The following is a 22,349-nucleotide window of genomic DNA, read 5'->3' as shown; positions in this document are numbered from 1 at the left end:
GCATGCGCCTGGCAACTTTGCGCAATGGTGCGCCCGACGGGCAACTGGTGGTGGTTTCGGCCGATGGCACGCGCCATCTGCCCGGCGGCCCTGCCCTGCCCAACCTGCTCGCCGCGATCGAGAACTGGAGCGAAGCCGAACCGGCGCTCGCGGCCCTGGCCGACGAACTGGCCGGCGGCGCGGGCCTGCCGCTCGATCCGGCGCTTCTCGCAGCGCCGCTGCCGCGCACGTGGCAGTGGCTCGATGGTTCGGCCTTCGGCACGCATGGCGATCTGATGCAGGTGGCGTTCAACATGCCGCCGATCGAGACCGACCTCCCGCTGATGTACCAGGGCGTGTCGGACCGGTTCTATGGCCCGCGCGATCCCGTGCCCTTTCCCGACGTTGCCCACGGCATCGATTTCGAGGGGGAATTCGGCGTGATCGTGGATGCCGTGCCGATGGGCACCAGCGCCCAGGACGCCGCCGCGCACATCAAGCTGGTGGTGCAGATCAACGACTGGTCGCTGCGCACGCTGGCACCGATCGAAATGAAGACCGGGTTCGGCTGGATCCAGGCCAAGCCACCGTGCAGCATGGCTCCCTTTGCCGTGCCGCCCGCGGCGCTGGGTGATGGCTGGCGCGATGGCCGCGTGGCGCTGGACCTGGCGGTGGACTGGAACGGACAGCATTTCGGCCATGCCAACGGCGGGGCGATGGATTTCAGCTTTCCCGAACTGGTCGCCCACGCGGCGCGCACGCGCGATCTGGTGGCCGGCACGGTGATCGGATCGGGCACGGTGTCCAACCCGGAATACGCCACGGTGGGATCGAGCTGCATTTCCGAACGCCGCGCGATCGAGATCATTGCCGATGGCAAGCCGGCCACCGCGTTCATGGCCTTTGGCGACACCGTGCGCATGGCTGCGCAAGGCGCGGACGGCAGCACGCCGTTTGGTGTGATCGAGCAGACGGTGGTCGAGGCCGCACGCGCTGCCTGACCGGTTGCGCCTGCGCGGCTAGATGTGATCTCGGCTGAAAAAATTGGCGGGGCGAAGTGCGGCGCCCCGCCAAAAGTTCAGGGAGATCAGGATGGCAGCCAGCCATCCGCAGACGGGAGGAGGGTTCGCCCCGTTGCCCGATCGGTTTATTGATAATGGATCGCAATTGCAAGTGATAAATCCGTGGGCGTGCATTTTCACCTGCCGGGCCACCGTTTTCGTCCCGATTGCCCTTGCGCCGCGATTCGCCTAATATGTTGCGATGCAGCAGAATCAGACTTCCTCCAGCAACGCCGAAACGGCGGACAGCGCACCCGATATCGAACAGTCGGTGCACATGTTGGGCTTTGCCATTGCCAACAAGCTGTGCGTGCGCGCGGTCTACAACCGTGGCGATGTGACGCTGGCGCCGCACGCCCTGTTCGAGCGGCACGGTGCCCCCCATGTCGATGCCGTGGTGCGCGAACGCGATGGCGTGGCGCCTGTCGAAGAAAAGCTGGGCACGTTCCGCCTGTCTGGCCTGCGCGATGTCGTGCTCACGTCTGAACCGGCCAGCGTGTTCGCCGGGTTCGACCCGGCCGATGAACGCTATAGCGAGAAGCTGCTGGCCGCCATCGCGGTCTGAGAGCCTCGTTTTATCTACCCATGTTTCCGGGCGGGCATCCACGGCGATGGCCGCCCTTTTTTTGCGCCGTCCAAACACAATACTTTCCTGGATCAGCATCGGCTTCTGCCCGGCGCGCTGGCCGCACAGGCCATCCCGTTGGCGCGTCCCTGGCAATCTCTTCGCGCCCGTTCCGGGTTGTCGGGAAAAGCACAGCACAGGAGAGTACCGATGGCTGAAAGCATTGCCACCCAGGAAACCGGCAGCCTGATCGCCTCCAACAAGGTGGAAGGCACCGCGGTCTACGGCGCCGATGGCGAACGGCTCGGATCGGTCTACAACTTCATGGTCAACAAGCGCACCGGCCAGGTCGAATACGCCGTTTTGCAGTTCGGCGGCGTGCTCGGCTTTGGCAGCGACTATTATCCGCTGCCCTGGAACACGTTGAACTACGACACCGGCCAAGGCGGCTATGTCGTCAACCTGGACCGCGACACGCTTGAAAACGGGCCGCATTACGGGGCCACGGCGGAACCGCTGCACGACCCGGAATATGGCCGCCAGGTCCATTCGCACTACGGCCTCTCTTACCCATACTGATCCAGCGCCCTCGCCACGTCACGCGAGGAGAGGCCGGCCCTGCATTTGGCAAGGTCGGCCTCTTGCGTATCGTGGCACGGGGGCTGTCTCAGACAGCGCCGGCCTTGCGGTCTGCCAGGGGGTAGTCCTCGGGCTGGACTTGGCTCACGCTGGGGCGCTTTTCCACCGGTTCGGCTCGCTGGCCGCCGGCGGTGCGGGCATCGCGCCCATCGTTGGTGGGAATGGCATCGCCGGCCGGGCCGCGTTGCTCTTCCACCGGGCTGCGTTCGTTGCTCATCGTCGTTCTCCTGTGCGGGGGCACAGAACATCAACGCGCAGATGGTGGTCGCACCCACCCCGGTGCAACCAGGGTTAGCGACACGAGGCGAAACCCCGTCATGCCAGGCGGAGCGGCCCATGCGGCTCCAGATAATCAGGATCGAACAGCGTGCGCTGCGCCAGCGCGGAAAACTGCAGGATGCGCAGGGCACGGTGTTCCAGGTCGATCAGCCCCTGCAGGCGCATGTCGCGCAGCACGCGGTTGACGTGCACCGGGGTCAGGCCCGTTGCCTCGGCGAGTTCCACTTGCGTGACGGGAAAGGCAAAGCTGTTCTCGTGCGCCAGCCCGATGGCATCGAGGCGATGGTGCAATTCGCAAAACAGGTGGCCGATCCGCTCGAACGCGGTGCGCTGGCCCAGGTTGACCAGCCAGCGCCGCTGAACCGCTTCGGCCACCCGATCCTGCGTGGCCAGGGCCATGGCGATGCCCGGATGCGCGGTGACAAAGGGTTCGAACGCACCCGACGCAATCGGCACGACCATGGCCGGCGTCAGCGCCAGGATCGAGAAGTCCATGCGCACGTCGCCCATCGGCCGCCAGAGGATGTCGCCGGGCAAGTGAAACGCGGTGATCTGGCGGCGGCCATCGGGCAGCATCACCAGGCGGCTGGCCCACCCTTCCAGCAGGATGTGCACTTGCCCGGGGCGATCGCCCTCGCGCAGGAATTCCCGCCGTGCGGCGACGCGTCGGCGCGGCACGGCGCAAAGCCGGTCGATCGCGCGCAGGTCGTCCTCGTCAAGCGGGAAGCAGCAGGCCAGGCGCCGGGCCAGGGCGTTGTACGGCATCGCAGGCAGGCTCAAGGCAGGTCGATGATCGGGGCAACGACGCAAACGGGAATCGTGGCGGCGATCATGGCGGCGGCGCGGACAAGCGCCCCGAAACGAGCATCGAAGTGGCGCGGCAACATCGCATCCTCAAACCATGAGCGCGCCCCCGCGCCGTCGGCGGCCTTATGAAATGACTGTCACACAGCCTTCTTCACATATGTAAAGCCTTGCCACCTTTTCTTGTTTTGGGGGTTTTCAAAAGCATCCCCGATGCGCGGCGCGTGCCGCCTGCCCCTGCAAGGACCGTTTTCATGACCGATTCACAAGCCGCCAGCCTGGGCAAAGTGGGCGAGACCCAGCACGAGCAGGCCGGCAAGGCCGCCGATGCCCAGGCCGGCACCGCCGCCGCACCCGATCGGCAGGGCCAGGAACAATCGCTGGCCCGCGATCCCAAGTGGCAACCGATCTATCCCGGTTCCGGCCGCCTCGCCGGCAAGGTGGCGATCGTGACCGGGGGTGACAGCGGCATCGGTCGTGCCGTGGCGGCGCTCTATGCCCGCGAAGGTGCCAATGTTGCCATCGTCTACCGCCAAGATGAGCAGGACGCCGAGAACACCGCCGCGATCGTGGGCCAGGAAGGGGCTGACGCCCTCACCCTGCAGGGTGACGTGGGCGATCCGGCCTTCTGCCAGGACGCCGTCAACCGGGTGATCGATCGCTTTGGCCGGATCGACATCGTGGTCAACAACGCGGGCGAACAGCACCCCGCCAAGGACATCCGCGATATCAGCAAGGAGCAGTTGGAGCGCACGTTTCGCACCAATATCTTCGGCATGTTCCACATGGTCCAGGCGGCGGTCGGTCACCTGGGCGCAGGCAGTGCGATCATCAACTGCACCAGCGTGACGATGTACGAGGGCGCGCCGCAACTGTTGGACTACAGCGCCACCAAGGGCGCAATTACCGCCTTCACCCGCTCGCTCAGCGAAAACCTGGTGGGCAAGGGCATCCGCGTCAATGCGGTGGCGCCCGGCCCGATCTGGACCCCGCTCAATCCCCAAGGCGGCGCCGATCCGGAAAAGGTGCGCAGTTTCGGCGAAGACACGCCGATGGGCCGCCCGGGCGAACCGAACGAAGTGGCGCCGGCCTTCCTGTTCCTGGCCTGCGCCGACAGCAGCTATATGAGCGGGCAGGTGCTGCACCCCAACGGCGGTACCGTGGTCAACGGATGATCGCGCGGCCCCGCCCGGTCGGTCAGGCCGCGCGGGGCATGCCGGGGCCGGGCTCTGTGGCAACATCGCCCAGTCGTTGCAGCGCCGCGAGGTCGCGCACCTGCATCCACCGGCCCTTGAGATCGAGCAACCCATCGCCGCGAAGAGTTTGCAATACGCGGTTCACGTGAACAGGTGAAATGCCGACGATATCGGCCAGGTCATATTGCGTCAGCGGCATGGCGCAGCGGTCTTGCACAACCCGGTTGCGTGCCTGGAGCCGCGCGTACAATTCGCACAAGAGGTTGCACAACCGCTCGGTTGCGGTCATCCGGCCCAGGTTGAAAATCCATTTCTCGCGGTTGCGCAGCAGCACCAGCATGGCATCGAGCACGCGCGTCATGCTGTCTTCTTCATGCGGCGCGCGCGCCTGGATGCGGGCATGGGGCAGCGCACGGGCACGCACCCGCGTCAAGGCCACGATCGGCAACGTCGCCCGCCCCTGCAACAGCCATTGCGGCTCGCAATAGTCTCCCGGCAGGAACAGGGTGATGATCTGGCGCCGGCCATCTGGCACCAGGCGATATTGCGCCGCCCAGCCTTCCTCGATCCGCAGCACGCAGTTCTGGCGTTCGTCGGCGCGCGCCAGAAATTCGTGGCGACGGAACGTGCGCACGTGGCTGGTCGCTTGCTGCATTTCCTGCGTCATGTCCTTTCCCCTGGTTTCTGGCGCGATGCCTTTGTCGAATCAGGAGAAAACGTAGGCGCGAAGCATTCGGCACAATTCACATAAGTTTGCTTTACCAAGGTGGGGCGACCAACCGTGGCGTGTCAGAGACAGGGCGTATCTGGCGCCGCGACCGGGCTGGCCTGTCGCGCGACCACGCGCGCCCCACCGTTCATTCCCATCGCGATGCCGCGTTCTCGTCCACCTCGGCTTCGCCATCCTCTGCGTCGGCATCCGTAGGGGGCTTTGGCAGCCTGTCGCCGTCGAGACGTTCGGAACCGTCCTTGGCATGGCTACCGGGGGGCAGTGCAACAGGGTCGGGCACGGGTTCGTCGATCGGCTGTTCTCTGGGCGGTGGCGTCCCCATGCCGCCGGTGCCGCCGGTCATCTGGCCGGGATTATCGCGTTCTTCGTCATGGTTCGATTGCTGGCCCACGGGTGCGCCGCGCACTTGCCGCGGGGCAATGGCGGGTTGGGCTGGAGAACGATCTGTCATGTTCAGGCATCCTTTGGTGACAATGATTTCCCGCAACATGCTTCAATCCCTGCGCCTGCCCATCGGCCCCGAAAAACAATCTGCGAGAGCAAGGGGAACAAGCACCGACATCGGGTGTTGCGTTTGACATGCCGGCGCGCCGCGCCGGACACTTGCCCCCACCACGGAACCGCATGAATCCCCTCCAGGCCAAATTTGCCCGCTATGTCGAACTGGATTTCCAGGACCAGGTGACGCTTGACGCGCTGCTGCGAACCGAAGCGCGCCTGGTTCCCGCCGGCACCGATCTTATCCGCGAGGGCGAACCGATCCATTTCGTGAAGCTGGTGACCGAGGGTTGGGGGTGCCGTTACAAGCTGCTGGAAGACGGGCGGCGCCAGATCGTGGCGTTCCTGCTGCCGGGAGACTTGTGCAATCCCGATGCCCTGGCGGCCGAGCAGATGGATCACTCGATCGGCGCCGTGGGCGAGATGCATTGCGCGTTGATTGCGCCCGACGTGTTCGATCGCGCCTGCCTGCGCTCGCGAAAGCTGCGCCAGGCCCTGGCGTTCGATGCCTGCGCCATGCTGGGCACGCAGCGGGAATGGACGCTCAACCTGGCGGCACGGCCGGCGCTGGCCCGGATCGGTGCGCTGTTGTGCGAATTGCACTATCGCCTGGCCGCCCTGGGCCTGGCCGAAGGCGGGCGGTTTGTCGCGCCGGTGACCCAGATCACCCTGGCCGAAGCCACCGGCCTCACTTCGGTTCACGTCAACCGCGTGGTGCAGGACTTGCGCGGGCGGGGCTTGCTGCACTGGCAAGGGCGCAGCATCACCCTGCCCGATCCTGACCACCTGGCCCAGCTTTCCGGCTTTAACCCCCGCTATCTGCACATGCCCCGCTTCACGCCGGGAACCTTTGCACCCGATCGGCAATTGCATGCCGGAACGCCCACGCCGCCGCCCGGCAACGCCGGAAAATCGACCGGGGCATTCTGATACAACTTGAGAGACAAGACGGCTTGCACCGCGCCGGACCATCGCCGAAAACGCGGGTGCTCGATCCGGGACCGTCGAGTCGCAGGTGTTGCAAGGGTTTGCTAAATGAGCGCTGCCGACGCGAGTACCCCCGTTTCCCCGGATCAAGAACCGCCCGTTCATCGCTCTGCCAACCGCAAACGCACGGTCCTGATCGCACTGGTGATTATCGCCGTGTTCCTGGGCCTGGCCCTGGGCGCGCGCTGGCTGGCCAAGGGCGGCGGTGACAAGCGCGGCGGCCGGCCGCCGGCCGCCGTCAATATCGCGCCCGCCACCAAGGCCGATGTGCCGGTGACCGTGGCCGCGCTCGGCACGGTGCAGCCCATCGTCACGGCGACCGTGCGCACCCAGCTTTCGGGCGTCCTGTTCAAGATCATGTTCCAGGAAGGGCAGATGGTCCGCCAGGGGCAGGTCCTGGCGCAGATCGATCCCCGGCCCTATCGCCTGGCGCTCGACCAGGCGCGCGCCAACCTCGCGCGGGACGAGGCACAGCTGGTTTCGGCCCGCCTCGATCTCAACCGCTACCAGACGCTGCTCAAGCAGGATTCGATCGCCAGCCAGCAGGTCGATACCCAGCGCGCCACGGTGGGCCAGCTGGTCGGCACCGTGGCGGCCGATCGCGCCGCCATCGGCACGGCCGCGCTCAACCTGGACTACACCGCGATCAAGGCGCCGATTTCCGGCCGCGTGGGCATTCGCCAGGTGGATATCGGCAATTACCTGACCCCGTCCGATACCAACGGCGTGGTGGTGATCACCCAGGTCGATCCCATCGACATCAGCTTTGCCCTGCCCCAGGCGCAGCTTTCCGCCATCGGCCAGGGCGCTGGCGCCGGCAGCGGCTTTCCGGTGGAAGCGCGCGACCAGAACAGCGCCACCCGCCTTGCCACAGGCCGCTTCCTCACGTTCGACAACCAGGTGGATGCCACGACCGGCACGGTCAAGGCCAAGGCGCGCTTTGCCAATGCCAGCAACGTGTTGTTCCCCGGTGCTTTCGTGAATGTCTCCATGCTGGTGCAGACGCTGCATGACGTGGTCACCGTGCCGGTCAGCGCGGTGCGCCACGGCAGCCAGGGCGATTTTGTCTTCGTGGTAAAGCCTGACAACACGGTGAAGCTCACCGTCGTGAAAGTCGGGCCCACGGCGGGTGATCGCCTTGCCATCCTGTCGGGCCTTGATGCCGGCACGCCGGTGGTGATCGAAGGCGCCGATGGCCTGGAAGACGGCGCCAGCATCAACAAGGGCGGCAAGCGCGGCGGCGCGGGCGGTAACGGCGGCAATCGCGGCGGCGGCAACGGCCAGCATCATCGCCGCGCCAATTCCGGCGCCAATTCCGGCAATGCGGGATGAACACGCCCGCGCCTGACGCGCCCGCCCCTGCCCAGCCCGGCGGGCCATCCCGCCTGTTCATCCTGCGCCCGGTGGCAACCACCCTGCTGATGGTGGCGATCCTGCTGGCGGGCCTGGTGGCCTATCGCATGCTGCCGCTCTCGGCCTTGCCGGAAGTGGATTATCCCACGATCCAGGTGACCACGCTCTACCCCGGCGCCAGCCCCGATGTGATGGCGCTGACCGTTACTTCCCCGCTTGAGCGGCAGTTCGGCCAGATGCCGGGTTTGACGCGCATGACATCGGCCTCCTCGGCCGGGGCATCGGTGATCACCATGCAGTTCCGGCTCGACCTCTCGCTCGACATTGCCGAGCAGGAAGTCCAGGCGGCGATCAATGCGGCCAATACCCTGCTGCCCACCGACCTGCCGGCCCCGCCGATCTATGCCAAGGTCAACCCGGCCGACGCCCCGATCCTGAGCCTTGGCATTACTTCGAAAAGCCGGCCACTGGGCGAAGTGCAAGGCATTGTCGAACGCCAGTTCAGCAACAAGATTTCCCAGGTTTCGGGCGTCGGCCTTGTCTCCATGTCGGGCGGGCAGCGCCCAGCCGTGCGCATCCAGGCCAATGTGCCCGCGCTCGCCGCGCGCGGCCTGTCGCTGGAATCGATCCGCAGCGCGATTGCCAATGCCAACGCCAATGCGGCCAAGGGCAGTTTCGACGGGCCGACCAAAAGCTGGACGATCGATGCCAACGACCAGCTATCCGACGTGGCCAGCTATCGCAGCCTGGTGGTGGCCTTCGCCAATGGCGCGCCGGTGCGGCTTTCCGACGTGGCCAACGTCGTCCAGGCCACCGAGAACACGCGTCTTGCTTCGTGGATGAATGGGCAGCCGGCCGTGGTGCTCGACGTGCAGCGCCAGCCCGGCGCCAACGTGATCGGCACGGTCGATGCGATCAAGGCCTCGCTGCCCGAACTGGAAGCGCAACTGCCGGCCGACGTGCACGTCACGCTGCTGACCGATCGCACCGCCGGCATTCGCTCATCCGTGGCTGACGTGCGGATGGAACTGGTTCTGGCGGTGGTGCTCGTCACGCTGGTGATCTTCCTGTTCCTGGGTTCGCTGCGCGCCACGGTGGTGGCCTCCATCGCCGTGCCGCTCTCGCTCGTGGGCGCCTTTGCGGCGATGTATTTCCTGAATTTCTCGATCAACAATCTCACGCTGATGGCACTGACCATCGCGTCGGGCTTCGTGGTCGACGATGCCATCGTCGTCCTGGAAAACATCGCCCGCCATATCGAGCTGGGCATGAAGCCGTTCGAGGCCGCGCTGAAAGGCGCCAGCGAGATCGGCTTTACCATCATCTCGCTCACCGTTTCGCTGATCGCGGTGCTGATCCCGCTGTTGTTCATGGGCGACGTGGTCGGTCGCCTGTTCCGCGAATTTGCCGTGACGCTGGCCGTCACCATCCTGATTTCCGCGCTGGTCGCGCTCACGCTGGTGCCGATGCTCTCGGCCCGCTGGCTCAAGCCCGAACATGAAGAGCGGCAGTATCGCATCACCCGCGCCACCCGCGGCTGGTTCGATAACCTGGCCACCCGCTATGTGTCGGCGCTCGATTGGGTCATGGCGCGCAGCGGGCTGACCATGGCGGTGTTTGCCGCCACCCTGGTAATCACCGGGGTGCTGTTCTGGGTGATCCCCAAGGATCTGTTTCCCGAGCAGGATACCGGGCAGATCGCGGTCACGACTGTTGCCGGCCAGGACATCGGCTATACCCGGATGAGCGCGCTGCAACAGCAGGTGGCGCAGGCGCTGCTGGCCGATCCGGCCGTGGACAGCCTGAGTTCCTCGGTGGGGGTGGACGGGCAGAACCCCACGCTCTCGCAAGGGCGCATGGTGGTGAACCTGAAAAGCGAAAGCGACCGGGGCAACCTTTCCAGCGTGATCGACAGCCTCACCCAGGCGACCAGCGGCATCGTGGGGGTGAAAACCTATTTCCGCCCGGTCCAGGACCTGACGATCGACACGTCAACCGGGGTCAACGCCTATCGCTTTTCGCTGCAAGGGGCAGACGAGGACCTGGTCAACCAGTGGGGCGAGAAGCTCGCCGGGGCGCTCAAGAACGATGCCCATCTGCAAAACGTCACGTCCAACGTAATGGGCGGCGGCCAGGCGGTGACGGTGGACATCAACCGCGACATCGCCGGGCGGCTCGGGCTGTCGGTGCTGACGATCGACAATGCGCTGTATGACGCCTTCGGCCAGCGCATCGTGTCCACGATCTATACCCAGTCCAGCCAGAACCGCGTGATCCTCGAAGCGCAGCCCGGCTCGGTCACCAGCCCGCAGGCGCTGGGCGAATTGCGCATTCCGCTAAGCAACGGCACCACAGTGCCGCTGTCCACCGTCGCTGCGATCCACACCGGCCCAACTGCCCTTGTCGTCAGCCGCGAGGCACAGTTCCCCGCCGCCACGATCGGCTTCGACCTGGCGCCGGGCGTCTCGCTGGGCAAGGCGGTTTCCGTGATCGAACGGGCCGAGCAGACCATCGGCATGCCGGCCGCCATCACCACCAATTTCTCGGGCGCGGCGTCGGCGTTCAAGTCCTCGCTCTCGAACGAATTGTGGCTGATCCTGGCCGCGATCGTCGTGGTCTATATCGTGCTGGGCGTGCTCTATGAAAGCTTCGTCCATCCCATCACGATCCTGTCCACCCTGCCCTCGGCCGGCATCGGCGCGCTGCTCGGCTTGTGGCTCACCGGATCGGGCCTTGGGGTGATCGGCATCATCGGCATCGTGCTGCTGATCGGCATCGTCAAGAAGAACGCGATCATGATGATCGACTTCGCGCTGGAAGCCATGCGCGAGGAAGGCGCCGATCCGGACCATGCCATCCGCCAGGCTGCGCACTTGCGCTTCCGCCCGATCATGATGACCACCTTTGCCGCGCTGTTTGCCGCGCTGCCGCTGATCTTTGGCGGGGGCATGGGCCATGAACTGCGCCAGCCGCTGGGCATCGCCATTGCCGGCGGCCTGATCTTCAGCCAGGTGCTCACCCTGTTCACCACGCCGGTGATCTTCCTGGGCCTCGAACGCTGGCGCGAGCGGCGCGAGAAGCACCGCGCCAACCCTGCGCCGCGCCCGGCATGACCATTTCCGCGCCTTTTATCCGGCGCCCGGTCGGCACGCTGCTCCTCACCATCGGCTTGATGCTGGCGGGCGTGGCAGCCTTCTTCAACCTGCCGGTAGCGCCGCTGCCAGCGGTGGATTTCCCCACGATCATGGTTCAGGCCAACCTGCCTGGCGCCAGCCCCGAAACCATGGCGTCGACCGTGGCGGCGCCGCTGGAACGGCATCTGGGCACGATTGCCGGGGTAACGGAAATGACCTCCCGCTCGGGCGTCGGGTCAAGCCAGATCACGCTGCAGTTCGATCTATCGCGCAACATCGACGGCGCCGCGCGCGATGTGCAGGCCGCGATCAACGCCGCACGCGCCGATCTGCCCGCCACGCTCAAAAGCAACCCCAGCTATCGCAAGGCCAACCCCGCCGAAGCGCCGGTGCTGATCCTGGCGCTCACCTCGGACACGCGCAGCCCTTCGGAAATCTATGATGCCGTGTCCAACGTGGTGCAGCAGAAACTGCTCCAGGTGCAGGGCGTGGGCAATGTGGAACTGGGCGGCGCGGCGCTGCCGTCGGTGCGGATCGAGGTCAATCCGCTGGCCCTTTCGCGCGCCGGCATTGCATTGGAAGACGTGCGCACCGCACTGCAATCGGAAAGCGCCAATCGCCCGCGGGGCATACTCGATACCGGCAATGGCAGTTTCCAGGTCTATTCCAACCAGGCCGGGCGCCATGCGGCCGATTATCGCGATACGGTCATCGCCTGGCGCAATGGCGCGGCGGTCCGCCTGTCCGACATTGCCAACGTCACCGATGGCCCCGAAGATGTGCGCACCATGGGGCTGTTCAACGGCAAGCGCGCGGTGCCCATCCTGATCAGCCGCCAGCCCGGCGCCAACATCGTGGAAACGGTGGATGCGCTCAAGGCGCAGTTGCCCGCGCTCAGGGCGGCGCTGCCGCCCGACATTCATCTGTCGATCGGCTCCGATCGCACCGCCACGATCCGCGCCTCGCTGCACGAAGTGGAAGTGACGCTGCTGATCGCCACGCTGCTGGTCGTGCTGGTGGTGGGACTGTTCCTGCAATCCTGGCGCGCCACGCTGATCCCGGCGGCCGCCGTGGTCGCCTCGCTGCTCGGCACGCTGGGGGTGATGTACCTGGCGGGCTTCTCGCTCGACAATCTCTCGCTCATGGCGCTCACCGTCGCCACCGGGTTCGTGGTGGACGATGCCATAGTCGTGGTCGAAAACATCAGCCGCCATGTGGAAGAAGGCATGGCACCCATCCCCGCCGCGCTGCGCGGCGCGCGCGAGGTGGGCTTTACCGTCATGTCCATCTCGGTCAGCCTGGTGGCGGTGTTCGTGCCGCTGATCTTCATGGGCGGCCTCGTCGGGCGGCTGTTCCGCGAATTTGCCCTGACCATGTCGGTCGCCGTGGCGATCAGCCTGGTCGTTTCGCTTACCACCACGCCGATGCTCGCCGCGCGCCTGCTCGATGGCCAGGAAAGCAAGAGCTGGGTGATGCGCAAGGCGCGCGCCTGGGTCGAATGGTCCGAGGCGCGCTATGCCCGCAATCTCGATTGGGCGCTCGCCCATCGCGGCCTGGTCATGCTGGTGCTGGTGCTGACCGTGGCGCTCAATGTCTGGCTCATCGCCATCGCGCCCAAGGGCTTTTTCCCGCAGCAGGATACCGGCGGCCTGATGGGCGGCGTGCGCGCCGACCAGTCGATTTCCTTTGCCGATCTGCAGGACAAGCTCACCCGCATCACCCGCATCGTCAAATCCGATCCGGCGGTCGATACCGTGGTCTCGTTCGCCGGCGGATCGCGCGCCGGCGGCGGGTTCCTGTTCGCCACGCTCAAGGATCGTTCGCAGCGTCCGCCCGCCACCGAAGTGATCGCCCGGCTGCGGCCCAAGCTCGCGCGGGTGCGCGGGGTCAGCCTGTTCCTCAATCCGGTCCAGGATCTCCAGGCCGGCGGGCGGCAGACCAACAGCTCCTATCAATACGTGCTCAAGGCCGATCACGCCGATGTGCTCCAGGCCGCCGGGCAAAAGCTGGTCGACGCGCTCAAGACCCATGGCGACCTGATCACCGACGTCGATATCGACCAGCAGGATGCCGGTGCCGACGCCTTTGTCGAGGTGGACCGTGATGCCGCCGCGCGGCTGGGCATCCCGATGCAGACGGTGGACGCCACGCTTTATGACGCGTTCGGCCAGCGGCAGGTGGCCAATATCTATTCCGGCCTCAACCAGTACCACGTGGTGATGGAGGCCGATCGCCAGTTCAATGGTTCGCCAGAGGCGTTGAACAACATCTACCTGCCCGTGGGCAATGCGATCAGTTCGGCCAGCTCGGCCGCCAATCTCACCGGCTCGGGCGGTGCAGCGGCCGGCGGCGCCCTGGTCGCGAGCGGCAGCGCCGTCAGCACCAGCGCCCGCACGATGACGCCGCTTTCAGCCATCGCCCGCTGGAACACCGGCTCCACCGATGCCTCGGTCAGCCATTCCGATGGCGAACCTTCGGCCACGGTCTCGTTCAACCTGCCGCCGGGCGTTTCGCTGGGCCAGGCCTCGCAGCTTATCGCGCAAGTGCAGGCAAGCCTTGCCCTGCCCGCCACCGTGCACGGCGAATTCGGCGGCACGGCCAAGGTCTTTGCCCAGTCCACGGCCAGCATGCCGCTGTTGATCGTGGCCGCGCTGGTGGCGATCTACATCGTGCTGGGCATGCTCTATGAAAGCGCGATCCACCCGCTCACCGCGCTCTCCACGATTCCGTCAGCCGGGGTGGGGGCGATGATCGCGCTGATCGCCAGCGGCGGGCAGTTCGACATCATCGCCCTGATCGGGATCATCCTGCTGATCGGCATCGTGAAGAAGAACGCGATCATGATCATCGATTTCGCGCTGGAGGCCGAGCGCAGCGAGGGCCTTGCGCCGGTGGACGCCGTGCGCGAGGCCTGCCTCAAGCGCTTTCGCCCGATCCTGATGACCACGCTGGCTGCCGCGCTCGGCGCCTTGCCGCTCGCCATCGGCTTTGGCGACGGGGCCGAACTGCGCCGGCCGCTGGGCATCGCCATCTTTGGCGGTCTTGTCGCCAGCCAGGTGCTGACCCTGATGACCACCCCGGTGGTCTATCTCGCCCTCGACCGCTTCCGCCGCCGCCCCCGCCGTGCGGCGCCGCCGGCCCCCATCCAAGGAGTACCCGCCTGATGCGCGCGCCTTCTTCCCGCCTTTCCGCGCTCGTCATTCCCGGCCTGCTGCTTACCGGCTGCTCGATGGCGCCCGCCTATCGCGTGCCCACCAGCGTGGCGATCCCGGCGCAGTTCAAGGAAGAGCCAGGCTGGGCCGTGGCCACGCCATCGGATGCGGTGGCCCGTGGCGCCTGGTGGGACTTGTTCCGCGATCCCGTGCTCGATGATCTGGAGCGGCGCGTTGCGGTAACCAACCAGAACGTGGCGAGCTATCGCGCCGCGTACCAGGCCGCGCGCGGCCTCGTCCAGGTGCAGCGCTCTGCCCTGTTTCCCTCGCTTACCGGTTCGGTCAGCGGCACCCGCTCGCAGACCTTCGAGGGTGAAACCGTGACCGGCGGCACCGGCGCAACCACCACCAACACCGGCGCTGCGGTTTCGCGCTATTCGCTGTCCATCGGCGCCAGTTGGGAGCCCGACCTGTGGGGTCGCCTCGGCAACGCGCTGAGCCAGGCCAAAGCCAGTGCCCAGGCCAGCGAGGGCGACCTCGCCAACGCCACGCTTTCCGCCCAGGGCGAACTCGCCACGAACTATGTGCAGCTTCGCGGCATCGATGCACAGCGGGTGCTGCTCGATCGCACCGTGGCCGATTATACCCGCGCGCTGACCATCGCCACCAACAAGTACAATGCGGGCACCGTTGCGCATTCCGACGTGTTCGAGGCGCAGACCACGCTGAGCAATGCCCAGGCCACGCGCGCCGATCTCGATCGCCAGCGCGCCGTGCTGGAACACGCCATTGCCGTGCTGGTGGGGGAAAATCCCTCCACGTTCGCGCTGGCGCCGGTCGAATGGCAGCCGGTCGTGCCCGAAATCCCGGCGCAAGTGCCCGCCGCCCTGCTGCAACGCCGGCCCGATATCGCCGCGGCCGAACGCCGCGTCGCTGCCGCCAATGCCAATGTCGGCATCCAGAAGGCCGCCTATTTCCCCCAGGTCACGCTGTCGGGCAGCGTGGGCACCAACAGCAGCGTGATCGACCAGCTGTTTCGCGCGGCCACCAGCCTGTGGTCGCTGGGCGTGAGCGGCGCGATGACCCTGCTCGATTTCGGCGCCCGCCACGGCGCGGTGGTGCAGGCGCGCGCACAGTATGACCAGACCGTGGCCACCTATCGCCAGACCGTGCTCACCGCGTTTCAGCAGGTCGAAGACAACCTGGCCGGCACGCGCGTGCTGGCCCAGGTGGCGCAGCGCCGGACGGAAGCGACCGCTTCGGCAAGCAAGGCCGAAACCATCGCCAACAACCAGTATCGCAATGGCCTGGTCGATTATGCCTCGGTCATCACCGCGCAGACGGCGGCGCTTTCGGCCCGGCAGACGGAAATCCAGGCGGTGATCGATCGCCAGACCGCCGCCATTTCCCTGGCCCAGGCCGTGGGCGGCCGGTGGACCGATCAGCCGCCCGCCTCAGTGCCCCCCGCGCCCGCGTCAGCGCAGGAATAGCTTTCCGCCAGCGCCGGATCACCCCCGCGATACCGGGCGTAAGACGGCCAGGGGCAGAGCGGCCGCGCCGCCGTGCCCGCGCTGCGCGTGGCCACCACGCCAGCGGGCGCCTTGCCCTGTTCCACCCAATCGACCACGGCGCCCAGCAGATCGAACCGGTCGAACGCATCGCCGCCGCGGCAATGGGCCATGCCCGGCACCATGTAGAACCGGCTGCCCTGCGCCCAGGCCGCGCCATTACTCTTCCCCGCCCGCTGCCAGTAATCGAGCGTGTCGAACGCAGAAAACCACGGGTCGCTGACACCATGGTAAAACAGCACCTTGCCCTGATGGCCCAGGAACGTGCCGAGGTCGGTCCAGCCATCGGTATCGGTCAGCGCCTGCATCCAATCGGCCCGGATCACGGCAGCGCGGGCATCGAGATCGATCGCCAGGTCACGATTGGGTGGCCCCAGGATATCGGTCCGCCCGTCGGCGATATAACCGGAAATCGGCCCGGCCGTATCGACCACGCCGGTATCGAACGGCACCGGGGCATAGAGCGGATGGCCGGCCGCGTCGCGCGGCCCGGCGAAGGCGCGGGTGAGCGCATTCACCTGGCCCGCGCTCAGGCATCCGCTCTGCTGGCCTTCCCGGCATTGCAGCGCGGCCGGGCGAAAGTGACACTGCGCCACGGCCATGATCATGCCATCGGCCCGCCCGTCCAGCGCATCGCATTGCGCCAGCAAACCGTCACGGATCGTCTTGCGATCGGCCGGGGAAAAGGCCTTGTCGGGCATGGGCAGCCCCTGCGGATCGCGCGGCGCGGCCTGGTTGAACATAACCTTGGCATAAGACGTGCCCAGGTTGGAAAACCCGGTGCGCATGGCCGGCGCACCAATCACCAGGCCATCAAACAGCGTGGGATAGCGTTCCATGGCCAGCATCGTCTCGCGCCCGCCGGTGGAGCAGCCCGCCATATAGCTGCGTGAGGGCGCCCGCCCAAAGAACCGCGCGGCAATCGCCTTGCCCAGTTGCGCCACGGCCGGCACGGCGGCTTGCGCGAAATCAAGCGTGGCGCGCTGGTCGGCACGGAATGCGGCATCGAACACGGCGCCCTGGTGCCCGCTGTCATGGCTGGCCACGGCAAAGCCACGCGCCAGTGCCGGCACCGTGCCGGCCGCGTCGCTGCCCACTGCCGGCCGCACCGTACCGTTGAGCCCGCCCCCGCCCTGCAACAGAAAGCGGCCGTTCCAGGCAAGCGGCAGGTTGACTTCGAAACGGATGCCATAGGGCTTCCCATGGGCGCCCGTGCGCGGATCGATCACGCCGGTCACCTGGCAATGGGCGGGCAATGCGGGCATCGTCTCGCCTTGCGCCGCGGGCGCGGCGGCACTGGCCGGCACCAATCGCGCCGCCAGGATCTGCACGGGGCGGCCGCCGTCGGCTGGCGCAAACCGTGCGCCGGCCAGCGCGGGGCAGCGCTTGGCCAGGGCTGTCGTTGGCGCGCCATGGGCCAAAGCCACGCCTGGCACCGCCAGCATGGCCATCAGCATGGCAGGCCGTGCGGCCATCAGGCCCATTCGCTTGGCCATTCCCTATCTCCCGGTCATCCCAACCTTCACGTTTGTTAGGATTTCCCTGGCTTCATTTCATAAAAGGCCGTGGCCTTCAATCCCTTCGCCACTTTGCACCCGGCATGCCCGCCCGGCTCGTGTCTGCGCACGGCGTCAGGTACTCAGCCGACCGAGCAATTGGTGCAATGCAATATATCGGATCGCAAGAACATGCCGCCATTTTGGCAAGCAATTGCTTTTTGGCCCCAAACGTCTATGGTTTGGTCCGGGACCACTTCTTTCGACTGGCAGAAAGTTTCATTTGGCACCGCAATAACACGGCGCCAACAACACGGGGGCCGCCATGCACATCGATTGGACGGAGCGCGCCTGGCTGGAATGGTCCGCACCCGACGCCGATCCAGGTGAGGATGGCCTGTCACCGTTCCCAAGCTCGACTTTCACGAGGGTGGAAAGCGTGCGCCCCGAACCCCTGGCCAAAATCGTCCGGCTGATGCTGCGCTGGGACCTGGATACCCGCAGAAGTTTTCGCGTCGTCACCGAAAAGGGCCTGGTGCTCAATGCCAGCAGCCTGGAAGAGACAGTCCAGGATGGACGGTTTCCCTTTCCCGTGCCGGCCATGCCGATCCCGATCGCGCCGCTTTCGCCCGGCGATTAGCGCGCTCTAAGCGTCAGGACGGATCGGCATCGGCCTGCGCGGCCGGATGCGCCATGGCAAAGGCGGCAAGGCCGGCGCAGCGGGCGTCGATCGCCACCAGACGGGGATAGGCGCCCAGGCCCACGCCAAACCGGCGCGCGGCGTAAATCTGCGGCACCAGGCAGCAATCGGCAAGGCCGGGCGCATCGCCAAAGGCGAAGGCCCCACCCCATTGTGCCACCATGGTTTCCAAGGCGACGAACCCATCCCCCATCCAGCGTGCCAGCCACGCCGCAACCTGCGCCTCATCGGCACCCAGATCGCCGCGCAAGGCCTTGAGCACGCGCAAGTTGCCCAGCGGATGGACGTCGCAGGCAATCACCTGGGCCATGGCCCGCACCCGCGCCCGCCCCAAGGGATCGGCCGGCAACAGCGCGGGCTGGGCCTGGGTTTCCTCCAGCCATTCGATGATCGCCAGCGATTGGGTAAGCGGCGCTTCCTGGCCCTCCCCCGTGTCCAGCGCCGGTACCAGCCCCTGCGGATTGCACGCGCGATAGGCCGCTGCGGCTTGCGCACCGGTGCGCAGATCGTGCGCCACGGTGGCATAGGGCAAGCCCTTGAGCGCCAGCGCGATGCGCACGCGCCATGCCGCGCTGGATCGCCAATAACCGTGCAGCGTCAGGTCAGGCATGGCGCGCCGCCGCGATCCGGCCCACGCACGGGCCAAAGCCGATCGTGGCATAACCGTCCCGCTCGGCCCGCGCGTGCAGCGCCAGTTCGTCCCCGTCCTCCAGAAACGTGCGGGTTTCCCCGCCGGGCAGGGCCAGCGGCGCCTTGCCCCCCTGGCTCAGTTCCATCAGGCTGCCTGCGCTGTCTTGCGTGGGCCCCGAAAGCGTGCCGGTGCCCAGCAGATCGCCCGCGTGCAGATCGCAGCCGTTAGAGGCATGGTGCGCCACGATCTGCGCGGGTGTCCAATACATCGCGTCAAACGCGTTGCCCTGGCTCAGCCGATGCGGCGCCAGCCCCGCCGCGCGCATCGCGGCGGTGTGCAGCGTGGTTTCCAGCGTGATCGACAGCGCGCCCTCCCCACCTTCGCGCAGATAGGGCAAGGGCTGCGGATCGCCGTCGGGCCGGGGCGCAGCGGCCATGCGAAACGGCGCCAGCGCCTGCGCGGTGATCACCCAGGGCGATACCGTGGTGGCAAAGTTCTTGGCCAGGAACGGCCCCAGCGGCTGGTATTCCCAGGCCTGGATATCGCGCGCAGACCAATCGTTGAGCAGGCACAGCCCGCCGATCCGGTCCCAGGCCGTGTCGATCGGCACCGGCTCGCCCAGCGCATTGTCCCCGGCGATCCACAGGCCCAGTTCCAGCTCGTGGTCCAGCCGGCGACACGGCGCATGCACCGGCGCTGGCGCATCGGGCGCCTTGAGCTGACCCCACGGCCGCGTCACCGGCGTGCCCGAAACCCGCACGGAAGAGGCGCGCCCGTGATAGCCGATCGGCACGTGCTTGTAGTTGGGCAGCAGCGGATTGTCCGGCCGGAACAGCTTGCCGATGGCCGTGGCGTGGTGAATGCCCACGTAGAAATCGGTGTAATCGCCGATGGCAAAGGGCAGGTGCAGCGCCACGTCCTCGCTGCGATGGAGGTGCGGCGTCACTTTCAGCCGGCACCGCTCGCTGGACAGCAGCGCAAACAGCGCATGGCGCAGCGCCACCCGCTCCGCCTCGTCCAACGCAAACAGCGCGTTGAGCGTGGGCTGGGCCAGCGCCGTGGCCAAGCCCTGTGGCAAAGCGCCATCGGCGGCAAGGCCCGCCAGGTCGAGCACATGGTCACCGATTGCCGTGCCGATGCGCCGGGGCTCGCCCTCGCCCAGGGAAAACACGCCAAGCGGCAGGTTCTGCACCGGGAAATCGGGATGGCCGGCAGCGCCCTCCACCCAGCTTTGCGCGCGGGGATCGTGGGTATGGTCGATCACGCCTGCGGCTCCTCGCCAGGCTGCTCGTGCAACCACGCAGCGTGGCGCGGCGCACGGCGGGTCTGCGCCCATTCTTCCAGCATGGCCGGGGCCACCTCGCGCGCCTTGGCCACTTGTTCATCCGTGCCGATGTCACACGCCAGTTCCAGCCGGTGCCCATTGGGATCGAAGAAATAGATAGACTTGAACAGCCCGTGCCAGGTGGGGCCCAGCACATCGATGCCCTGCGCCTCGATATGCGCCTTGGCGCTCAGCAGCGCGGCCTCGTCCGCCACCTTGAACGCCAGATGCTGCACCCACGCGGGCGTGGCCGGATCGCGGCCCATCTCGGGCTGGTTGGGCAGCTCGAAGAAAGCCAGCACATTGCCGCCGCCAGCATCGAGGAACACGTGCATATAGGGATCGAATGCGCCGGTGGAGGGCACGTGATCTTCGGCAAAGGCAGTGGTATAGGCCATGCCCAGCACGCGGGCATACCATTCCACGGTTTCCTTGGCATCGCGGCAGCGATAGGCCGCGTGGTGCACCCCGCCCAGCAGCGGGGCCTGTGTTTGGGCGGTGTCCGTCACGCGTCCTCCCCCACTTTCAGCACGCCACGGCGCAGCTGGTCGCGCTCCATGCTTTCGAACAGGGCGGTGAAATTGCCTTCGCCAAAGCCCTCGTCCTTCTTGCGCTGGATGAATTCGAAGAACACCGGCCCGACCTGCGTTTCGGAAAAGATCTGCAGCAGCAGGCGCGGATCGCCCTGCACGGTGGAGCCATCGAGCAGGATGCCGCGCTTCTGCAATTCGTCCACCGGTTCGCCATGGCCGGGCAGGCGTTCTTCCAGCATCTCGTAATAGGTGGCCGGCGGCGCGCTCATGAACGGGGTGCCGCTGGCCTTGAGCGTGTCCCATCCGGCAATCAGGTCATCACAGGCAAAGGCGATGTGCTGGATGCCCTCGCCGTTGTAGGCGCGCAGGAATTCCTCGATCTGGCCGCCGCCCTTCTGCGATTCCTCGTTCAAGGGAATGCGGATCTTGCCATCGGGCGCGGTCATCGCCCGGCTGGTAAGGCCGGTATATTCGCCCTTGATGTCGAAATAGCGGATTTCGCGGAAGCCGAACACGCGCTCGTAGAAGCTGGCCCAGTGCGCCATGCGCCCGCCATAGACGTTGTGGGTGAGGTGATCGATCGTGTGGAAGCCCGCGCCCTTGGGCTGGCGATCGACGCCGGGCAGATACACGAAATCGATATCGTAGATCGAAAGATCGCCGAACTGGCCGCCGTGATAGCGGTCGACCAAATAGATGATCGACCCGCCGATGCCGCGAATGGCGGGAATGCGCAGTTCCATCGGCCCGGTCTGCACTTCCACCGGCTCGGCCCCGCGGTCGAGCGCCGCAGCATAGGCCTTGGCCGCATCGCGCACGCGCCAACCCATGCCGCAGGCCGAAGGGCCGTGCTCGGCCGCGAAATAGGCGGCCGGGCTGCGGGTCTCATAGTTGGCGATCAGGTTGATGCCGCCCTGGCGCCACAGTTCCACATCCTTGCTGCGGTGGTTGGCGATGTGGGTAAATCCCATGCGCGCAAACACCGGGCCCAGGCTGCCGCGTTCGGCGCTGGCAAACTCGATGAACTCGAACCCATCAAGGCCCAGGGGATTGTCGAAAAGATCGGTCGATGCGGCCATGGCGCGTGTCTCTCCACCAGCAGGTGCCGGCCATCAAAAGCGGCCGGCTTGACCCTGGCAGTCTACTCCAAAGCCGATGCACGTTCCGCGCGAAGTTACGAAGGAAAACCCCTAAATATGCGTGACTAACGCAGAAAAGCACTATTCTACGCGTCAACCGCGCGGCAAGGGCAAGGCCGTGGTGCGCTTGATCCGGTCGAGCACGATGGACGAGCGCAAGTTGGCGACGTCACCATGGCCCAGGATCTCGTCGTTGATCAGGCGGGTGAACGCGGCAAGATCGATGGCGACGATGCGCAGGAGGTAGTCGGCGTCTCCGGTCAAGGCGCAGCAATCGACCACGGCGGTGAGCCCCGCGATGCGTTCGTGAAAGCCGCCCACCACCTCGCGCGCATAAGATGCCATCGTCACCGTGACATAGGCTTCCACGCCCAGCCCCAGTGCCGCTTCGTCAAGCAGCGCCACCTGCCCCCGGATCACACCGGTTTCGCGCAGGCGCGCAATGCGGCGCGAACATTGCGAGGGAGACAGGTGCACGGCCTCGGCCAAGTCGGCATGGCTGGCCGAGGCATCGGCCTGAAGCTGCGCAAGAATGCGAAGGTCTGTGCGATCCATGCGCCAATCGTGCATCAGGCGCGCAA

Annotated in this window: 20 protein-coding genes; 10 read left to right on the top strand and 10 right to left on the bottom strand. The window is 66.5% G+C overall.

The genetic code is table 11. The annotated features are described in order from the left end of the window. Positions 1 to 2: 2 nt before the first annotated feature. From FHW94_RS20640 to FHW94_RS20630, 3 genes are all read left to right on the top strand, one after another. A complete protein-coding gene (locus FHW94_RS20640) occupies positions 3 to 980 on the top strand; it encodes a fumarylacetoacetate hydrolase family protein (RefSeq protein ID WP_168557720.1) in 978 nt (325 codons plus the stop codon). 262 nt (positions 981 to 1,242) lie between these two features. Next, on the top strand, positions 1,243 to 1,605 hold the full coding sequence (locus tag FHW94_RS20635) for a WYL domain-containing protein (RefSeq protein ID WP_246866308.1): 363 nt from the start codon (positions 1,243 to 1,245) through the stop codon (positions 1,603 to 1,605). Between the two features lie 210 nt (positions 1,606 to 1,815). Next, complete coding sequence (locus tag FHW94_RS20630) at positions 1,816 to 2,184, top strand: PRC-barrel domain-containing protein (protein WP_168557719.1); 369 nt, start codon at positions 1,816 to 1,818, stop codon at positions 2,182 to 2,184. Between the two features lie 88 nt (positions 2,185 to 2,272). Here FHW94_RS20630 and FHW94_RS20625 read toward each other — a convergent pair whose 3' ends face one another. Both FHW94_RS20625 and FHW94_RS20620 read right to left on the bottom strand, forming a co-directional pair. Next, positions 2,273 to 2,461: a hypothetical protein gene (locus FHW94_RS20625; protein WP_168557718.1), complete on the bottom strand. Its 189-nt coding sequence runs from the start codon at positions 2,459 to 2,461 to the stop codon at positions 2,273 to 2,275. A gap of 98 nt (positions 2,462 to 2,559) precedes the next feature. Continuing rightward, positions 2,560 to 3,303, bottom strand: coding sequence for a Crp/Fnr family transcriptional regulator (locus tag FHW94_RS20620; protein WP_168557717.1), 744 nt, complete (start codon positions 3,301 to 3,303; stop codon positions 2,560 to 2,562). A gap of 278 nt (positions 3,304 to 3,581) precedes the next feature. Between FHW94_RS20620 and FHW94_RS20615 the strand changes: the two genes are divergently transcribed. Then, positions 3,582 to 4,502 (top strand): SDR family oxidoreductase, encoded by a 921-nt coding sequence (locus FHW94_RS20615; protein ID WP_168557716.1) that lies wholly within the window; start codon positions 3,582 to 3,584, stop codon positions 4,500 to 4,502. Between the two features lie 22 nt (positions 4,503 to 4,524). Here the strand turns inward: FHW94_RS20615 and FHW94_RS20610 are convergent, their stop codons facing one another. Together FHW94_RS20610 and FHW94_RS20605 are read right to left on the bottom strand one after the other, a co-directional pair. Then, the gene (locus tag FHW94_RS20610; RefSeq protein ID WP_168557715.1) at positions 4,525 to 5,190 is read right to left on the bottom strand and encodes a Crp/Fnr family transcriptional regulator; all 666 of its coding nucleotides are present in this window, start codon (positions 5,188 to 5,190) and stop codon (positions 4,525 to 4,527) included. Positions 5,191 to 5,380: 190 nt separating this feature from the next. Further along, entirely contained in the window at positions 5,381 to 5,743 is a 363-nt protein-coding gene (locus tag FHW94_RS20605; protein ID WP_168557714.1) for a hypothetical protein, read from the bottom strand. Between the two features lie 134 nt (positions 5,744 to 5,877). On the opposite strand from FHW94_RS20605, the gene FHW94_RS20600 reads away from it, so the two are divergent. The 5 genes from FHW94_RS20600 (at position 5,878) to FHW94_RS20580 (ending at position 15,867) form a co-directional block, all read left to right on the top strand. Next, entirely contained in the window at positions 5,878 to 6,681 is an 804-nt protein-coding gene (locus FHW94_RS20600; protein ID WP_168557713.1) for a Crp/Fnr family transcriptional regulator, read from the top strand. 105 nt (positions 6,682 to 6,786) lie between these two features. After that, positions 6,787 to 8,070, top strand: coding sequence for an efflux RND transporter periplasmic adaptor subunit (locus tag FHW94_RS20595; RefSeq protein ID WP_168557712.1), 1,284 nt, complete (start codon positions 6,787 to 6,789; stop codon positions 8,068 to 8,070). After that, entirely contained in the window at positions 8,067 to 11,204 is a 3,138-nt protein-coding gene (locus FHW94_RS20590; protein WP_168557711.1) for an efflux RND transporter permease subunit, read from the top strand. Before FHW94_RS20595 ends, FHW94_RS20590 begins: the two co-directional genes overlap by 4 nt. After that, on the top strand, positions 11,201 to 14,389 hold the full coding sequence (locus FHW94_RS20585; RefSeq protein WP_168557710.1) for an efflux RND transporter permease subunit: 3,189 nt from the start codon (positions 11,201 to 11,203) through the stop codon (positions 14,387 to 14,389). The genes FHW94_RS20590 and FHW94_RS20585 overlap by 4 nt, the downstream gene beginning before the upstream one ends. Beyond that, the gene (locus FHW94_RS20580) at positions 14,389 to 15,867 is read left to right on the top strand and encodes an efflux transporter outer membrane subunit (RefSeq protein WP_168557709.1); all 1,479 of its coding nucleotides are present in this window, start codon (positions 14,389 to 14,391) and stop codon (positions 15,865 to 15,867) included. Before FHW94_RS20585 ends, FHW94_RS20580 begins: the two co-directional genes overlap by 1 nt. On the opposite strand, the gene FHW94_RS20575 is transcribed toward FHW94_RS20580, so the two are convergent. Then, entirely contained in the window at positions 15,819 to 17,441 is a 1,623-nt protein-coding gene (locus tag FHW94_RS20575; protein ID WP_168557708.1) for a tannase/feruloyl esterase family alpha/beta hydrolase, read from the bottom strand. The genes FHW94_RS20580 and FHW94_RS20575 overlap by 49 nt on opposite strands. Positions 17,442 to 17,766: 325 nt before the next feature. Between FHW94_RS20575 and FHW94_RS20570 the strand changes: the two genes are divergently transcribed. Next, entirely contained in the window at positions 17,767 to 18,081 is a 315-nt protein-coding gene (locus tag FHW94_RS20570; protein ID WP_168557707.1) for a hypothetical protein, read from the top strand. A 13-nt stretch (positions 18,082 to 18,094) separates the two neighbouring features. Here the strand turns inward: FHW94_RS20570 and maiA are convergent, their stop codons facing one another. From maiA to FHW94_RS20545, 5 genes are all read right to left on the bottom strand, one after another. Beyond that, positions 18,095 to 18,751, bottom strand: a complete 657-nt coding sequence (maiA, locus tag FHW94_RS20565; protein WP_168557706.1) for a maleylacetoacetate isomerase — start codon at positions 18,749 to 18,751, stop codon at positions 18,095 to 18,097. Beyond that, entirely contained in the window at positions 18,744 to 20,036 is a 1,293-nt protein-coding gene (gene fahA / locus FHW94_RS20560; RefSeq protein ID WP_349237578.1) for a fumarylacetoacetase, read from the bottom strand. The genes maiA and fahA overlap by 8 nt, the downstream gene beginning before the upstream one ends. Further along, entirely contained in the window at positions 20,033 to 20,605 is a 573-nt protein-coding gene (locus tag FHW94_RS20555; protein ID WP_349237577.1) for a VOC family protein, read from the bottom strand. Before FHW94_RS20555 ends, fahA begins: the two co-directional genes overlap by 4 nt. Continuing rightward, positions 20,602 to 21,708 (bottom strand): 4-hydroxyphenylpyruvate dioxygenase, encoded by a 1,107-nt coding sequence (gene hppD, locus FHW94_RS20550; RefSeq protein ID WP_168557704.1) that lies wholly within the window; start codon positions 21,706 to 21,708, stop codon positions 20,602 to 20,604. Before hppD ends, FHW94_RS20555 begins: the two co-directional genes overlap by 4 nt. A gap of 153 nt (positions 21,709 to 21,861) precedes the next feature. Continuing rightward, the gene (locus FHW94_RS20545; RefSeq protein ID WP_210425788.1) at positions 21,862 to 22,323 is read right to left on the bottom strand and encodes an Lrp/AsnC family transcriptional regulator; all 462 of its coding nucleotides are present in this window, start codon (positions 22,321 to 22,323) and stop codon (positions 21,862 to 21,864) included. Positions 22,324 to 22,349 lie beyond the last annotated feature (26 nt).

The sequence above is a fragment of the Novosphingobium sp. SG720 genome, assembly GCF_012275365.1.
GTDB lineage: Bacteria > Pseudomonadota > Alphaproteobacteria > Sphingomonadales > Sphingomonadaceae > Novosphingobium > Novosphingobium rhizosphaerae.
This window is presented reverse-complemented; position numbering and strand designations above follow the sequence as displayed.

Bases quoted from the DNA above. Each gene is read 5' to 3' on its own strand.
- FHW94_RS20615 (WP_168557716.1), top strand. From the start codon at position 3,582: ATGACCGATTCACAAGCCGCCAGCCTGGGCAAAGTGGGCGAGACCCAG.
- FHW94_RS20570 (WP_168557707.1), top strand. From the start codon at position 17,767: ATGCACATCGATTGGACGGAGCGCGCCTGGCTGGAATGGTCCGCACCC.
- FHW94_RS20545 (WP_210425788.1), bottom strand. From the start codon at position 22,323: ATGGATCGCACAGACCTTCGCATTCTTGCGCAGCTTCAGGCCGATGCC.
- FHW94_RS20625 (WP_168557718.1), bottom strand. From the start codon at position 2,461: ATGAGCAACGAACGCAGCCCGGTGGAAGAGCAACGCGGCCCGGCCGGC.
- maiA (WP_168557706.1), bottom strand. From the start codon at position 18,751: ATGCCTGACCTGACGCTGCACGGTTATTGGCGATCCAGCGCGGCATGG.
- FHW94_RS20585 (WP_168557710.1), top strand. From the start codon at position 11,201: ATGACCATTTCCGCGCCTTTTATCCGGCGCCCGGTCGGCACGCTGCTC.
- FHW94_RS20605 (WP_168557714.1), bottom strand. From the start codon at position 5,743: ATGTTGCGGGAAATCATTGTCACCAAAGGATGCCTGAACATGACAGAT.
- FHW94_RS20575 (WP_168557708.1), bottom strand. From the start codon at position 17,441: ATGGCCAAGCGAATGGGCCTGATGGCCGCACGGCCTGCCATGCTGATG.
- FHW94_RS20600 (WP_168557713.1), top strand. From the start codon at position 5,878: ATGAATCCCCTCCAGGCCAAATTTGCCCGCTATGTCGAACTGGATTTC.
- FHW94_RS20640 (WP_168557720.1), top strand. From the start codon at position 3: ATGCGCCTGGCAACTTTGCGCAATGGTGCGCCCGACGGGCAACTGGTG.
- FHW94_RS20635 (WP_246866308.1), top strand. From the start codon at position 1,243: ATGCAGCAGAATCAGACTTCCTCCAGCAACGCCGAAACGGCGGACAGC.
- FHW94_RS20610 (WP_168557715.1), bottom strand. From the start codon at position 5,190: ATGACGCAGGAAATGCAGCAAGCGACCAGCCACGTGCGCACGTTCCGT.
- FHW94_RS20580 (WP_168557709.1), top strand. From the start codon at position 14,389: ATGCGCGCGCCTTCTTCCCGCCTTTCCGCGCTCGTCATTCCCGGCCTG.
- hppD (WP_168557704.1), bottom strand. From the start codon at position 21,708: ATGGCCGCATCGACCGATCTTTTCGACAATCCCCTGGGCCTTGATGGG.
- FHW94_RS20595 (WP_168557712.1), top strand. From the start codon at position 6,787: ATGAGCGCTGCCGACGCGAGTACCCCCGTTTCCCCGGATCAAGAACCG.
- FHW94_RS20630 (WP_168557719.1), top strand. From the start codon at position 1,816: ATGGCTGAAAGCATTGCCACCCAGGAAACCGGCAGCCTGATCGCCTCC.
- FHW94_RS20590 (WP_168557711.1), top strand. From the start codon at position 8,067: ATGAACACGCCCGCGCCTGACGCGCCCGCCCCTGCCCAGCCCGGCGGG.